Source organism: Pseudomonas monachiensis (assembly GCF_047345015.1).
Lineage (GTDB): Bacteria > Pseudomonadota > Gammaproteobacteria > Pseudomonadales > Pseudomonadaceae > Aquipseudomonas > Aquipseudomonas monachiensis.
Map to the genome: position 1 here is coordinate 5,477,680 of NZ_CP178857.1, position 13,494 is coordinate 5,491,173.

Annotated in this window: 15 protein-coding genes; 4 read left to right on the forward strand and 11 right to left on the reverse strand. The window is 62.1% G+C overall.

Going from position 1 to position 13,494, the window contains the following annotated elements:
* Window positions 1-3: 3 nt before the first annotated feature.
* Both dxs and ACMDB8_RS24615 read left to right on the forward strand, forming a co-directional pair.
* Window positions 4-1,902: a 1-deoxy-D-xylulose-5-phosphate synthase gene (gene dxs / locus ACMDB8_RS24610; protein WP_056728919.1), complete on the forward strand. Its 1,899-nt coding sequence runs from the start codon at window positions 4-6 to the stop codon at window positions 1,900-1,902.
* Window positions 1,903-2,053: 151 nt separating this feature from the next.
* Entirely contained in the window at window positions 2,054-3,937 is a 1,884-nt protein-coding gene (locus ACMDB8_RS24615; RefSeq protein WP_409078830.1) for a TonB-dependent receptor domain-containing protein, read from the forward strand.
* 149 nt (window positions 3,938-4,086) lie between these two features.
* Here the strand turns inward: ACMDB8_RS24615 and ACMDB8_RS24620 are convergent, their stop codons facing one another.
* The 11 genes from ACMDB8_RS24620 to nrdR form a co-directional block, all read right to left on the reverse strand.
* Window positions 4,087-4,887 carry a cobalamin-binding protein gene (locus ACMDB8_RS24620; RefSeq protein WP_056728923.1) on the reverse strand — a complete coding sequence of 267 codons (801 nt, stop codon included), beginning with the start codon at window positions 4,885-4,887 and terminating at the stop codon, window positions 4,087-4,089.
* Window positions 4,887-5,306 (reverse strand): hypothetical protein, encoded by a 420-nt coding sequence (locus ACMDB8_RS24625; protein WP_056728924.1) that lies wholly within the window; start codon window positions 5,304-5,306, stop codon window positions 4,887-4,889. Before ACMDB8_RS24625 ends, ACMDB8_RS24620 begins: the two co-directional genes overlap by 1 nt.
* Window positions 5,303-5,920, reverse strand: a complete 618-nt coding sequence (gene ribA, locus ACMDB8_RS24630) for a GTP cyclohydrolase II (RefSeq protein WP_056728926.1) — start codon at window positions 5,918-5,920, stop codon at window positions 5,303-5,305. Before ribA ends, ACMDB8_RS24625 begins: the two co-directional genes overlap by 4 nt.
* A gap of 236 nt (window positions 5,921-6,156) precedes the next feature.
* The gene (locus ACMDB8_RS24635; RefSeq protein WP_007970166.1) at window positions 6,157-6,660 is read right to left on the reverse strand and encodes a phosphatidylglycerophosphatase A family protein; all 504 of its coding nucleotides are present in this window, start codon (window positions 6,658-6,660) and stop codon (window positions 6,157-6,159) included.
* On the reverse strand, window positions 6,657-7,622 hold the full coding sequence (gene thiL / locus ACMDB8_RS24640) for a thiamine-phosphate kinase (RefSeq protein WP_056728928.1): 966 nt from the start codon (window positions 7,620-7,622) through the stop codon (window positions 6,657-6,659). The genes ACMDB8_RS24635 and thiL overlap by 4 nt, the downstream gene beginning before the upstream one ends.
* Window positions 7,623-7,650: 28 nt before the next feature.
* Window positions 7,651-8,151: a transcription antitermination factor NusB gene (gene nusB / locus ACMDB8_RS24645; protein ID WP_056728930.1), complete on the reverse strand. Its 501-nt coding sequence runs from the start codon at window positions 8,149-8,151 to the stop codon at window positions 7,651-7,653.
* The gene (gene ribH / locus ACMDB8_RS24650; RefSeq protein ID WP_003228649.1) at window positions 8,148-8,624 is read right to left on the reverse strand and encodes a 6,7-dimethyl-8-ribityllumazine synthase; all 477 of its coding nucleotides are present in this window, start codon (window positions 8,622-8,624) and stop codon (window positions 8,148-8,150) included. The genes nusB and ribH overlap by 4 nt, the downstream gene beginning before the upstream one ends.
* Window positions 8,625-8,715: 91 nt before the next feature.
* Window positions 8,716-9,807 (reverse strand): bifunctional 3,4-dihydroxy-2-butanone-4-phosphate synthase/GTP cyclohydrolase II, encoded by a 1,092-nt coding sequence (gene ribBA, locus ACMDB8_RS24655; RefSeq protein ID WP_007984459.1) that lies wholly within the window; start codon window positions 9,805-9,807, stop codon window positions 8,716-8,718.
* A 30-nt stretch (window positions 9,808-9,837) separates the two neighbouring features.
* Complete coding sequence (locus ACMDB8_RS24660; protein WP_046815884.1) at window positions 9,838-10,503, reverse strand: riboflavin synthase; 666 nt, start codon at window positions 10,501-10,503, stop codon at window positions 9,838-9,840.
* A 47-nt stretch (window positions 10,504-10,550) separates the two neighbouring features.
* A complete protein-coding gene (gene ribD / locus ACMDB8_RS24665) occupies window positions 10,551-11,684 on the reverse strand; it encodes a bifunctional diaminohydroxyphosphoribosylaminopyrimidine deaminase/5-amino-6-(5-phosphoribosylamino)uracil reductase RibD (protein ID WP_409078831.1) in 1,134 nt (377 codons plus the stop codon).
* The gene (nrdR, locus tag ACMDB8_RS24670; RefSeq protein WP_003228656.1) at window positions 11,681-12,145 is read right to left on the reverse strand and encodes a transcriptional regulator NrdR; all 465 of its coding nucleotides are present in this window, start codon (window positions 12,143-12,145) and stop codon (window positions 11,681-11,683) included. The genes ribD and nrdR overlap by 4 nt, the downstream gene beginning before the upstream one ends.
* 127 nt (window positions 12,146-12,272) lie before the next feature.
* Between nrdR and ACMDB8_RS24675 the strand changes: the two genes are divergently transcribed.
* Complete coding sequence (locus tag ACMDB8_RS24675; protein ID WP_056728934.1) at window positions 12,273-12,737, forward strand: YbaY family lipoprotein; 465 nt, start codon at window positions 12,273-12,275, stop codon at window positions 12,735-12,737.
* Window positions 12,734-13,387: a class I SAM-dependent methyltransferase gene (locus ACMDB8_RS24680; RefSeq protein ID WP_056728936.1), complete on the forward strand. Its 654-nt coding sequence runs from the start codon at window positions 12,734-12,736 to the stop codon at window positions 13,385-13,387. The genes ACMDB8_RS24675 and ACMDB8_RS24680 overlap by 4 nt, the downstream gene beginning before the upstream one ends.
* Window positions 13,388-13,494: the final 107 nt, after the last annotated feature.

The following is a 13,494-nucleotide window of genomic DNA, read 5'->3' on the forward strand; positions in this document are numbered from 1 at the left end:
CTGATGCCCACGACGTTTCATGAGATTCCCCGCAAGCGCCCGACCACGCCCCTGCTCGACCGCGCGAACACGCCGGACGGCCTGCGCCGGTTAGGCGAAGCCGAGCTGGAAACCCTGGCCGATGAGTTGCGCCTGGAATTGCTCTACACGGTCGGCCAGACCGGTGGGCATTTCGGTGCCGGCCTGGGCGTGATCGAGCTGACCATCGCGCTGCATTACGTCTTCGACACCCCGGACGACCGGCTGGTGTGGGACGTGGGTCATCAGGCTTATCCACACAAGATCCTCACCGGTCGTCGCGAGCGCATGGGCACCCTGCGCCAGAAGGACGGCGTCGCTGCGTTCCCGCGCCGCTCCGAGAGCGAGTACGACACCTTTGGCGTCGGTCACTCCAGCACCTCGATCAGTGCCGCGCTGGGCATGGCGATTGCCGCCCGCCTGCAAAACAGCGAGCGCAAGGCGATCGCGGTGATCGGCGACGGCGCGTTGACCGCGGGCATGGCGTTCGAGGCGCTGAACCATGCACCGGAAGTGGACGCCAACATGCTGGTGATCCTCAACGACAACGACATGTCGATCTCGCGTAACGTCGGTGGCTTGTCGAACTACCTGGCGAAGATCCTTTCCAGCCGCACCTACGCGAGCATGCGCGAAGGCAGCAAGAAAGTGCTGTCGCGCCTGCCCGGTGCCTGGGAAATCGCTCGCCGGACCGAAGAATATGCCAAAGGCATGCTGGTTCCCGGCACGCTGTTCGAAGAACTGGGCTGGAACTACATTGGCCCGATTGATGGCCACGACCTGCCGACCCTGATCGCCACCCTGCGCAACATGCGCGATCTGAAAGGCCCGCAGTTCCTGCACGTCGTCACCAAGAAAGGCAAAGGCTTCGCCCCGGCGGAAGTCGACCCGATCGGTTACCACGCCATCACCAAGCTCGAACCCCTGGACGCCCCGGCCGCCGCGCCGAAAAAAGCCAGCGGGCCGAAGTACTCCGGTGTGTTCGGCGAATGGCTGTGCGACATGGCGGCTGCCGACCCGCGTCTGGTCGGGATTACCCCGGCGATGAAGGAAGGCTCGGACCTGGTTGCTTTCAGCGAACGCTTCCCGCTGCGCTACTTCGACGTCGCCATTGCCGAGCAACACGCCGTCACCCTCGCGGCCGGCATGGCCTGCGAAGGCGCCAAACCCGTGGTGGCCATCTATTCGACCTTCCTGCAGCGCGGCTACGACCAGTTGGTGCATGACGTCGCGGTGCAGAATCTCGACGTACTGTTCGCCATCGACCGCGCAGGCCTGGTGGGCGAAGACGGTCCGACCCACGCCGGCAGCTTCGATTTGTCGTTCCTGCGCTGCATCCCCGGCATGCTGGTGATGACCCCGAGCGATGAAAACGAGCTGCGCAAGATGCTCACTACCGGCCACCTGTACGAAGGTCCGGCGGCGGTGCGTTATCCACGGGGTAACGGCCCGAACGCGACCATCGAGAAAGACCTCGAGCCGATCGAGATCGGCAAGGGTGTGATTCGCCGACAGGGCAGCAAAGTCGCCCTGCTGGTGTTCGGCGTGCAACTGGCCGAAGCCCTGAAAGTCGCCGAGACGCTGGACGCGACCGTGGTCGACATGCGTTTCGTCAAACCGCTGGATGAAGCGCTGGTTCGCGAAATCGCCGGCAGCCACGACTTGCTGGTGACCGTCGAAGAAAACGCGATCATGGGCGGCGCCGGTGGCGCGGTCAGCGAATTCCTCGCCCGCGAAAACATCCTCAAGTCGATGCTGCACCTGGGCTTGCCGGATATTTACGTCGAGCACGCCAAGCCGGCGCAAATGCTGGCCGAGTGTGGCTTGGACGAGGCGGGAATCGAAGCGTCCATTCGCGAACGCCTGCAACTGCTCAACCTCTAAACGCAAAACCCTGTGTAGGAGCTGCCGAAGGCTGCGATCTTTTGATCCTGGCCCTCGACAACTCCATATCTGAAAAAATCAAAATCAAAAGATCGCAGCCTTCGGCAGCTCCTACGGAGAGTTGCGTCGCATCTGAAATCTCGGATACTCCATGAAACTCTCTCCCTTCGCCCTGACGCTGACCCTGCTGCCGGCCGGTCAATTGCTGGCCGACGCCTTCGAACGCGACCAGGCCCTGAAGCTGCCCGACGTGTTGATCAGCGCCAACCGCCAGGTCGAAGCGCGCAACGACAGCAGCGCCGCCAACACCGTATTCACCCGCGAAGACATCGATCGCCTGCAACCCTATAGCGTCACTGACCTGTTGCGTCGGGTGCCGGGCGTGCAAGTCTCGCAGTCCGGCGGGCGCGGCAGCATTCCGGGTGTCTACATCCGTGGCACCCAGTCGGCCCAGAGCCTGGTGTTGGTGGATGGCCAGCGCATCGGCAGTTCGACCTCCGGCGACAGCAACCTGCAACACATCAATATCGAGCAGGTCGAGCGCGTGGAAGTGCTGCGCGGCTCCCGCTCGGTGATTTATGGCAGCGATGCGATTGGCGGGGTGATCCAGATCTTCACCCGCCGTGGTGGCGAGCAAGGCCTGCAACCTCGATTGCACATGGGATTTGGCAGCAACCAGACCTGGGAGCGCAGTCTCGGTTTGTCCGGCGGTGATGAGCAAACCCGCTTCAACCTCGGCGCCAGCCTCGACGAAACCGCCGGCATCAATCGCACCCATGAGTCGTATCCCAGTGATGGCGACCATGACGAATATCGCAACAAGTCGCTCAGCCTGAGCCTGAGTCACGCCCTGACGCAAGACATCGAAGTCGGCGCCAACCTGCTGGATAACCGTGGCAAGAGCGAGTTCGACAACCCGTTCGGTCGCTTCGACATGAATACGTTCGAATCGGTCCAGCAACAGCCCTACAGCGACTTCGACGTGAGCAGCGTCAGCAGCTATGTCGATGCACGGATCAACGATCTCTGGAAAACCCGCGTTGATGTCGGCCACAGTGAAAACCGCGAGAAGACCCTCGACAAGCTCAGCGATGAGCGCACCGTGTTCAACACCTATCGCGACTCGGTGACCTGGCAAAACGACCTGACGCTCAATGAGCGCAACAGCCTGATGCTCGGCGGCGACTGGTACGAAGACCGGATCAATAGCACCACGGCATTCGACGAAGACAGCCGCTGGAACCGCGCCGCATTTATCCAGCATCGCTATCAGGCTGACAGTTTTTCCACGGAGTTGGGCCTGCGCCACGACGATAACCAGCAGTTCGGCAGCCAGAACACCTGGAGCGGCACCTTCACCCTGCCGCTGAACCCGGACAACGAAGTGCTGCTGACCTACAGCGAAGGCTTCCGCGCGCCGACCTTCAACGACCTGTATTACCCTGACTTCAGCAACCCCGACCTGAAGCCTGAAACCTCGAAAAGCTATGAGCTGCAATGGCGTAGCCAATTGACCGAGGACAGTCGCCTGGAGACGTCGCTGTATCGCACCGACCTTGAAGACGCGATCATTTTCGGCAGCAACTCGCGCCCCGAGAACGTTGCCTCGGCACGGATCAACGGCTTCGAAGCAGCGCTGAAACAGGAACTGTTCGGCTGGCAGAGCAACCTTGGCGTGGCGATTATCGACCCACGAGATCGTGACACGGGTCACACCCTGGCCCGTCGCGCGCGCCGCACCTTGAGTTGGGATCTGGACCGTCAGTTCGATCGCCTGGGCCTTGGCGCCAGTTGGCAAGCGGTCAGCAGCAGCTATGACGACCTGAACAATCAACAGCCATTGGGCGGTTATGCCTTGTTGGGACTACGCAGCAGTTGGGAGCTCAATCGTGAAGTCCGGCTGGAGCTGAAGGTCGACAACCTGCTGGACAAGGGTTACAGCCGGGCGCTGTACAGCTTCCAAGGGAGCCAGTACGGGTATCGCGAGGAAGGTCGGGCGTGGATGTTCGGGGTAACCTGGACGCCGGAGATCTGAGGCTGACGCAAATCATTGTGGCGAGGGAGCTTGCTCCCGCTCGACTGCGCAGCAGTCGCAATCAAAGCTGACAGGGCAATCAGACAAATTGCAGTGTTGGTTTTTAGGGCTGCTTCGCAGCCCAGCGGGAGCAAGCTCCCTCGCCACAGTTACAAATTCGGCGCGATCAACTGGCACAGTTTTGCAGTTGCCTCAATCATCTGCCCGCTCGGCCGCTCCAGGCCCTTGTCCGTCACCAGTCGCAATTGCCCTTGTGCCACGGCCGCCACCTGCGGCCAGGCTTTCCACGCATCGAGCTGCGCCTGATCGCTGGCCAGGATTACCTCGGGATTGCGCTGCAACACGGCTTCCACGCTGACTTGCGGTGCCGGCAGCTTCAGGTCATCAAATACGTTTTGCGCACCGCAGACCTCCAGCGCATCGCTGATGATCTGCTCGCCGCCAACCGTATACAGCGGCCGATCCCAGACCTGATAGAACACTCGCAACGGCTTGTCCCGGCGATAGCGCTGACGCAATTCATACAGCCGCTGGCGTAAATCGCCGGCCAATGAAGTTCCGCGCTCAGGCCGACCGAGCTGAGCGGCAATGGCCTCGATCTGTGCGGCGAGCTGGTTCAGGCTGTGGGGTTCGGCGACGTAGGTGGGCATATTCAGTCGCTTGAGCTGATCACGCTGGGCCGGGCCGACGCTACCGGGCCATAGCAGCAACAGATCGGGTTTCAGGCTGAGCAGGCGCTCCATGTCCAACTGGCCATAGCGACCAACGGAGGGCAGGTTCTTGAGTTCGGCAGGTCGTTCACCGGCGTCCAGCACCCCTACCAGGAGGTCGGCGGAACCCAGTTCAACGACGATTTCAGAGAGCGACGGGGCGAGGCTGACAACCCGTTCGACCGCGAATGCCGAGCCGCTGGCGGCCAGCAGCAACACCGCCAGCCAGAGCGCGCGCATCAACCGAGTTGACGCGGAATACGGTAAAGGTAGAACAGCACGGCGGTCGACAGGGCCAGCAGCATCAGCGGCACGGCTTCGAGACCGACGAACACCGCCAGGGCACCGATCCAGGCCGGCAGCCCGGCGGCCAGGAATGCCGTGCGCCGCTTGGCCGCCAGACTGATCCAGGCGCCAGGTTCTTCAGGGGTATCGAGGGCTTTCTGGGTGGCGATAAGCGCGTGTTTGTAGGCACCGAAAAATTTCAGGCTGACAAACATCGAGGCGACTCCGGCGATGAACAACGGCATCGCCAGCACCGGCAGAATCGCTTCGCTCTGACCGAATACCGCGTTGATCACAAACAGCGGCAACAAGGCCAGCGCCAGGTATTGCCACCAGTTGAAGGACAATCGCCGCCGCACCTGACCGCGGGTCACGCCCGATCTACCTCGCCCTGATGCTCATTGCCCATCATGTGGTCGAGCTTGCTGGCCTTGGTCGCCAGGTAGAGTCGGTTATGCGGATTGTGGCCGGTGTGCAGCGGCACGCGCTCGGCGACCACGATACCCATGTCGGTCAAGGCCTTGACCTTGCGCGGGTTGTTGGTCATCAGGCGCAAGGACTTCACGCCCAGGTGCTCCAGCATCGGCAGGCACATGGCGTAGTCACGCTGGTCGGCGGCAAAGCCCAGGCGTTCGTTGGCTTCGACGGTATCGGCGCCACCGTCCTGCAACTCATAGGCTCGGATCTTGTTGAGCAGGCCAATGCCCCGGCCTTCCTGGCGCAGGTAGAGCAAGACGCCACGACCTTCGCGGGCGATGGCCTGCAAGGCGGCCTCCAGTTGCGACCCGCAGTCGCAGCGCTGGCTGAACAAGGCATCGCCCGTCAGGCATTCGGAGTGCAACCGGCCGAGTACCGGGGCACCGTCGGCAATCTCACCCAGGCTCAGCACAACGTGCTCGCGGCCGGTGGCTTCATCGAGAAAGCCATGCATGGTGAATTGCGCAAAAGGCGTTGGCAGCTTGGAAGCGGCGACAAAAACGACAGGCACCGGTGTGCTCCTGATCTAAAAGTCTGAAGATTCGCAGAGCCGGCATTGTAACAGCAGGTTCCGGAGGACGCTTAGGCTGAATTATCGGCGATAACTATCAAAATGTTTGATATACACCGCACCACAATCAATGTGGGAGCGGCGGTGCGGCGATCCCACAATGGATACATCATCTACCTTAAGAACCGTGTCAGTTCGAATCAACAGCTCTCATGATCAACGCCTGGAATCCCCGGTCAGGCGAAAAACCACACCAGTCCCTGCATCGCCAACCAGGCGAACACCCCGGCCAGGACATCATCGAGCATGATGCCGACGCCGCCATGTACGTGCCGGTCAATCCAGCGAATCGGCCATGGCTTGAGGATGTCGAAGAAGCGGAACATCAGGAAACCCGCCAGCAACCACTGCCAGCCTTCCGGCACCAGCCACAGGGTGATCCACATCCCGACCATTTCGTCCCAGACGATGCCTTCATGGTCGTGTACCCGCAAATCGTCGGCCACTTTGCCGCACAGCCAGAAGCCGAACAGCATGGTGATGCCCAGCATCAGCCAGTAACCCCAGTCGGGCAGCATCTGCCACAACGGGATAAAGGGCAGCGCAACCAACGACCCCCAAGTGCCGGGCGCCTTTGGCAAGGTGCCCGAGCCAAAGCCGAACGCCAGGAAATGCCATGGATTGCGCCAGACCGACGGCGGTACGAACTCCGCCGGGACCTGTTTGGGATGATCTGTCACGGTGACTCCCGAAAATGTTGATAACCCCGGGATTGCGGGGTGATGTCTTTGCCATCGGCGTCCAGCAGCCTCACGCCCTGCCCTGTCACAACCTGGCCAATTACATGGATCGGCCAGCCACCGGCCAGTAATAGCGGCAATTCGACGGGCGGCAAGGTGAAGGCCAGGACGTAATCGTCGCCGCCGCTCAGGGCTGCAGCCTGTGCGTCCGACTGACCGAGAAAGTCGACCAGACTCTGCGACAGCGGCAATCGATCCCGCTCGACTTCGATTCCGACCTTCGACGCCAGCGCGATATGCCCGCAATCCGCGAGCAGGCCGTCGGAGATATCCATTGCCGAAGTGGCCTTGCCCCGTAGCGCCTGACCCAAACCGAGCTGCGGTTGCGGCGACCAGTAATGCGCCAGCAATGGCTCGGCAATGCGTGCTTCGGCTGTGCGCTGGCCGAGCACCAAGGGCAAGGCACCGGCGGCATTGCCCAGGTTGCCGCCGACACACAGCAGGTCGCCCGGTTGCGCTCCACTGCGGGTCAGCGCCAGGCCGGCCGGCACGCGTCCGAACACGGTCATGGTCAGGCTCAGCGGCCCGCGGGTCGTGTCGCCCCCCACCAGCGCCACGCCGCAGCTTTGCGCCATCTGGTTCAAACCACGGGCATAGGCTTGCAGCCAATCGGCGGTCACCGTCGGCAAAGTCAGGGCAAGGGTAAAGGCAATCGGGGTGGCGCCCATGGCGGCCAGGTCGCTGACGGCCACGGCCAGCGAGCGCTGACCGAGCAGAAACGGATCGCAGGGATCGGCGAAATGCACACCGGCCACCAACGTATCGGTAGAGATCGCCATCTGCTCCCCGGAGGGAACAGCCAGCAAGGCGCAGTCATCGCCGATCCCGAGGGCAACGCCTTCGCCGCCCTGCGCACAAGGCGCGGCGGCGAAGAAATTGCGGATCAGCTCAAACTCGCCCATGGCTTCGTGTCGACATTCCAAGCGCCGATCAGCGCTTGAACGCCTTCACTTCAGCTTCACGCAGACGCGGGGCCAGCTTGTCGAGCACACCGTTGACGAACTTGTGGCCGTCGGTGGAACCGAAGACCTTGGCCAGTTCGATACCCTCGTTGATCACAACGCGGTACGGCACGTCGACGCGCTTGAGCAGCTCCCAAGTGGACAGACGCAGAACCGCCAGTTCAACCGGGTCCAGCTCATCGATGGTCAAGTCCAGGCAAGGCGTGAGCGCGGTGTCGATTTCGGTCTTGAATTGCGGAACCCCGTGCAGGATTTCGCGGAAGTACGCGCCGTCGACATCACTGAAATCGTTATCGACCCGGAACTGCGCTTCGATCTCGTTCAGCGACTGCTTGGCCATGTGCCATTGGTACAGCGCCTGAGTCGCGAGCTGACGGGCTTCGCGACGCTTGACGCTTTTCGATGGCTTGCCGGCATCCGCAGGCTTTGGATCGCGCGGGTTGAAACGATCGCTTTCGTCGCTAATCACTTGGCCTCCAACTGCGCCAGCAGGCTGACCATTTCCAGAGCGGACAGGGCAGCTTCAGCACCTTTGTTGCCGGCCTTGGTGCCGGAACGTTCGATGGCTTGCTCGATGGAATCAACGGTCAGGACGCCGAAAGCGACCGGTACGCCGAACTCCATGGACACCTGGGCCAGGCCCTTGGTGCACTCGCCAGCCACGTATTCGAAGTGCGGGGTGCCGCCACGAATGACCGCGCCCAGGGCGATGATTGCCGCGAATTCGCCTTTCTGGGCGACTTTCTGCGCAACCAGCGGGATTTCGAAGGCGCCAGGTGCGCGGATGATGGTGATGTCGCTTTCGCTCACGCCGTGGCGAACCAGGGCATCAACTGCACCGCTGACCAGGCTTTCAACGACGAAGCTGTTGAAACGGCCCACTACCAGAGCGTAGCGGCCTTTAGGGGCGATGAAGGTACCTTCGATGGTCTTCAGGGTCATTCGATAGATCTCTTAAAGAGCCGGGACGCGTCTCGTACGCGTCCCTCGGTGATATTTGAACCGCGAATTCAAGGCCGGAAACAACCGGTCATTATTCGGAGGGCACGTATTCTACAACTTCCAGATCGAAACCGGATATCGCATTAAATTTCATGGGTGCCGACATCAGGCGCATTTTGCGTACGCCAAGGTCACGCAGGATCTGCGAACCGGCACCGACAGTGCTGTAGGTGGTCGGTTTTTTCACCGCTGCGTGATCGGCGGTTTCGCGGATATGCGCGAGCAACACGTCGCCATCGAGCGGGTGACCGAGCAACAGCACCACGCCGCTGCCAGCCTCGGCAACCGTGGCCATGGCGGCGCGCAGGCTCCAGCGGCCGGGTTGCTTGACCATCAGCAGGTCACGCAGCGGGTCCATGTTGTGCACGCGAACCAGGGTTGGTTCTTCGGCACATACGTTGCCCAGGGTCAGCGCCATGTGCACGTCGCCTTCCACCGAATCACGATAGGTCACCAGGTTGAATTGGCCCAGTTCGCTGTCCAGTGGCTGCTCGGCAATCCGCTGAACGGTACGTTCGTGGATCATCCGGTAGTGAATCAGGTCGGCGATGGTGCCGATCTTGATGTCGTGTTCAGCGGCAAAAGCTTCCAGCTCGGCGCGACGGGACATGGTGCCGTCGTCGTTCATCACTTCGCAGATCACGCCGCTCGGCTCGAAACCGGCCATGCGCGCCAGGTCGCACGCCGCTTCGGTGTGGCCGGCACGGGCCAGGGTACCGCCGGCCTGAGCCATCAGCGGGAAGATGTGGCCCGGGCTGACGATGTCTTCAGCCTTGGCATCACGGGCAGCGGCAGCCTGCACGGTGCGCGCACGGTCGGCGGCCGAGATGCCGGTGGTCACGCCGGTGGCCGCTTCGATCGATACGGTGAACTTGGTGCCGAAACCGGAACCGTTGCGCGGCGCCATCAATGGCAGCTTGAGCAGTTCGCAACGCTCGCGGCTCATCGGCATGCAGATCAGGCCACGGGCATGCTTGGCCATGAAGTTGATGTGCTCGGGCTTGCAGCACTCGGCGGCCATGATCAGGTCGCCTTCGTTCTCGCGGTCTTCGTCATCCATGAGGATGACCATCTTGCCTTGGCGGATGTCTTCAACCAGTTCTTCGATGCTATTGAGCGCCACAAGGCACCCCCCTTCTTTCGAAATTAGAGCTCAGGATTTGAGGTAGCCGTTTTGGGCCAGAAAGCTTTCGGTAATGGTGCTGCCGGCAGTCGGCTCTGCGGCCTTGTCGCCCAGAAGCAGGCGCTCCAGGTAACGGGCCAGCAAGTCCACCTCCAGGTTCACCCGGCGGCCTGGCTGATACGACGCCATGATGGTTTCGCTCAGGGTGTGGGGAATAATGGTCAGCAGGAACTCGGCGCCATCGACTGCGTTCACGGTCAGGCTGGTGCCGTCGACGGTGATCGAGCCTTTATGGGCGATGTATTTGGCCAGGTCCTTCGGCGCGCGGATGCGGAATTCCACGGCGCGCGCGTTCTCGGTACGGGCAACCACTTCGCCCACGCCGTCGACGTGACCGCTGACCAGATGCCCGCCGAGGCGAGTGGTCGGGGTCAGGGCTTTTTCCAGATTGACCGGGCTGCCGCTTTTCAGGTCGTTCATGGCGGTGCAGTCGAGGGTTTCGCGACTGACGTCCGCCGCAAAGCCATTGCCCGGCAATTCCACGGCCGTCAGGCACACGCCGTTGACCGCGATGCTGTCGCCCAGTTTGACGTCGCTCAGGTCGAGCTTGCCGGTTTCGACGTGAACCCGCACATCACCGCCCTTTGGGGTCAATGCACGAATACTGCCGATGGATTCGATGATGCCGGTAAACATGAGGTTCTCCTCGAGAACAAAGCCAGCGCTATAGCGATGGCCGGAAATTATACGCTCGCTGCTGGCGTAGGAATGGCAATGACTCGCCAGTCATCGCCCACCGCGCGAATTTCGATGATTTTAAGCTCGGGCGCATCCTTCATTTGCGCGAGCGGCCAGTCCAGCAGCGGCCGCGCCGAGGAACCCAGGAACTTGCCGGCAATAAAAATCTGGAACTCGTCCACCAGACCGAGCTGGGCAAAGGCACCCGCCAGACGCGGGCCGGCCTCGACCAGCACCTCGTTGGCACCACGGGCGGCGAGCTCAACCAGCAGCTGGCGCAGATCGACCTGGCCATCGTAGCCCGGCACGATCAGGCATTCCGGACCGTTGGCGTATTGCTCTTCCACTGCCACGCAGGTCGCGACCAGCGCCGGCCCGGCCTTGAAGAACGGTGCATCCAGCGGCACCCGCAGGCGCCCGTCGACCAGCACCCGCAGCGGTGGACGGCTCATGGCCAGTGCCGTTTGCCCGGCATCCAGACCCAACTCATCGGCGCGCACGGTCAAACGAGCACTGTCCGCCAGCACTGTATCGGCACCAGTCAGCACCACACTCGCCTGGGCACGTAGCCGTTGTACCGCCGAACGCGCTGCCGGGCCGGTGATCCACTGGCTTTCGCCGCTTTCCATCGCCGTGCGCCCGTCCAGGCTCATGGCCAGCTTGACCCGCACGAACGGCAAGCCGTGTTCCATGCGTTTCAGAAAGCCTTGATTAAGCTTGCGCGCCTCGCCTTCCAGCACACCGCTTTCAGTGGCGATACCGGTCTGGGCCAGGCGTTGCAGACCGCGACCGGCGATTTCCGGATTCGGGTCCTGCATCGCTGCGACCACGCGAGCCACACCGGCATTGACCAGTGCATCGGCGCAAGGCGGTGTGCGGCCGTGGTGGCTGCAAGGCTCAAGCGTCACGTATGCGGTGGCGCCACGAGCTTGCTCACCGGCCGCGCGCAAGGCGTGGACTTCAGCGTGGGGCTCGCCGGCGCGCTCGTGCCAGCCTTCGCCGACAATCTGCCCGCCCTGCACGATCACGCAACCGACACGCGGATTGGGGTGCGTCGTGTAATGTCCCTTGCGCGCCAGTTCCAGGGCACGAGCCATGAAATGGGCGTCGAGGATGGCTTGTTCTGCGGGTATGGTCATTCTTTCACCGGTTCACGGGCCAGGCGATCGATCTCTTCGCGGAACTCATTGAGATCCTGGAAGCGACGATATACCGAAGCGAAGCGGATATAGGCGACTTCGTCGAGCTTCTGCAGCTCGGCCATCACCAGTTCGCCGACCACGAGGGATTTGACCTCGCGCTCGCCCGTGGCGCGCAGTTTGTGTTTGATGTGCACCAGCGACGACTCGAGGCGCTCGACACTCACCGGGCGCTTCTCCAGCGCGCGCTGCATGCCGGCGCGGAGTTTTTCTTCGTCGAACGGCTGGCGACTGCCGTCGGTTTTGATCAGGCGCGGCAACACCAGTTCAGCCGTCTCGAACGTCGTGAAACGCTCGCCGCAGGCCAGGCATTCACGCCGGCGGCGCACCTGTTCGCCCTCGGCGACCAGACGCGAGTCGATGACCTTGGTGTCGTTGGCACCGCAGAAGGGACAGTGCATGGTGGCAGGCAACAAAAAAAGGGAGGGCCATGGTAGCGCATCCCGGTGGCAAGACAAGCCATAGGGTTTGCGGTATACAGACGGGATGATCACTTGATCCATGGAATTCAGCTTTATGGAGCCACCAATGTCGTTACGTCCGCTCATTTTGCTCAGTGTTTTCAGTCTGCTGGTGGCTTGCGGCAGCGATGCCCCCAAGTCCCAGCCGCCAACGCCAGGCCCGGCGCCGCAGCAAGCGCAGAAGAAAGCCCGGGAGGCGGCTGACCTCGGCCCTCTGCCCGCCTATCAGCGTGAACTGAGCGGTACCCTGCAAGGCGTTCCAGCCGGCGCTGAGGTCGAACTGGCATTGCTGGTGATCGACGATAAGGACCGCCCGCAACAATTGCTCGCCAGTTCCAGCCTGATCGGCAACAACCAGGTGCTGCCATTTCACCTGCGTTTCAATCCGCAATCCTTCCCGTCCGGGGGCCGTGTTGAACTGCGAGGCCGCGCCAGTCAGTCCGGGCAGCTGATCCTGCACTTGCCGTCGCAGCTGATTACCCAGCCGACCACCCAGGCCCTGGGCCAACTGCAATTTGTCAAAGCCCCATGAGTGCACCGCTCGACCTGCAAAAGGCGTTGGGTGAACTGCTCGGTGATGCGCAATTGGTTGCCTGTGAGTTACCAGGGACCGACCTGAAGTTGTGGCTGATCGACGGCGACAACATGGACCGCGCCTTCAGCCCGGAAGAGACCCGGCGCATCCTGCATGAGCCGCCGTACTGGAGTTTCTGCTGGGCCAGCGGCCTGGCCGTGGCCCGTTATCTGGCCGACAACCCGCATTGGGTCGAAGGCAAGCGCGTGCTGGATTTCGGTGCCGGTTCCGGGGTGGCGGGGATTGCCGCTGCCAAGGCCGGCGCGCTGGAAGTGCTGGCCTGCGACCTCGACCCACTGGCGATTGCCGCGTGTCGGGCCAATGCCGAGCTCAATGACGTAGAGCTCAACTACTCGACGGATTTTTTTGCTGAGGCTGATCGCTTCGACCTGATTCTGGTGGCGGATGTGCTGTACGACAGGGCCAACCTGCCGCTGCTCGACCAGTTCCTCAGCCGCGGCCGAGAGGCGCTGGTGGCGGATTCTCGAGTGCGGGATTTTCGCCATCCGTTGTACCGGCGCATAGAGATGCTGGAGGCGATGACCCTGCCGGATCTGGCCGAGCCCCACGAGTTTCGGCATGTGAGCCTGTACCACGCGCAGCGCTAGCTAAAAGCATCGCGAGCAGGCTCGCTCCTACAGTGGTTGGTGTGAACCACAAGTCTTGTGGCCGACTTCAATCCCTGTGGGAGCGAGCTTGCTCGCGATGACGTCTT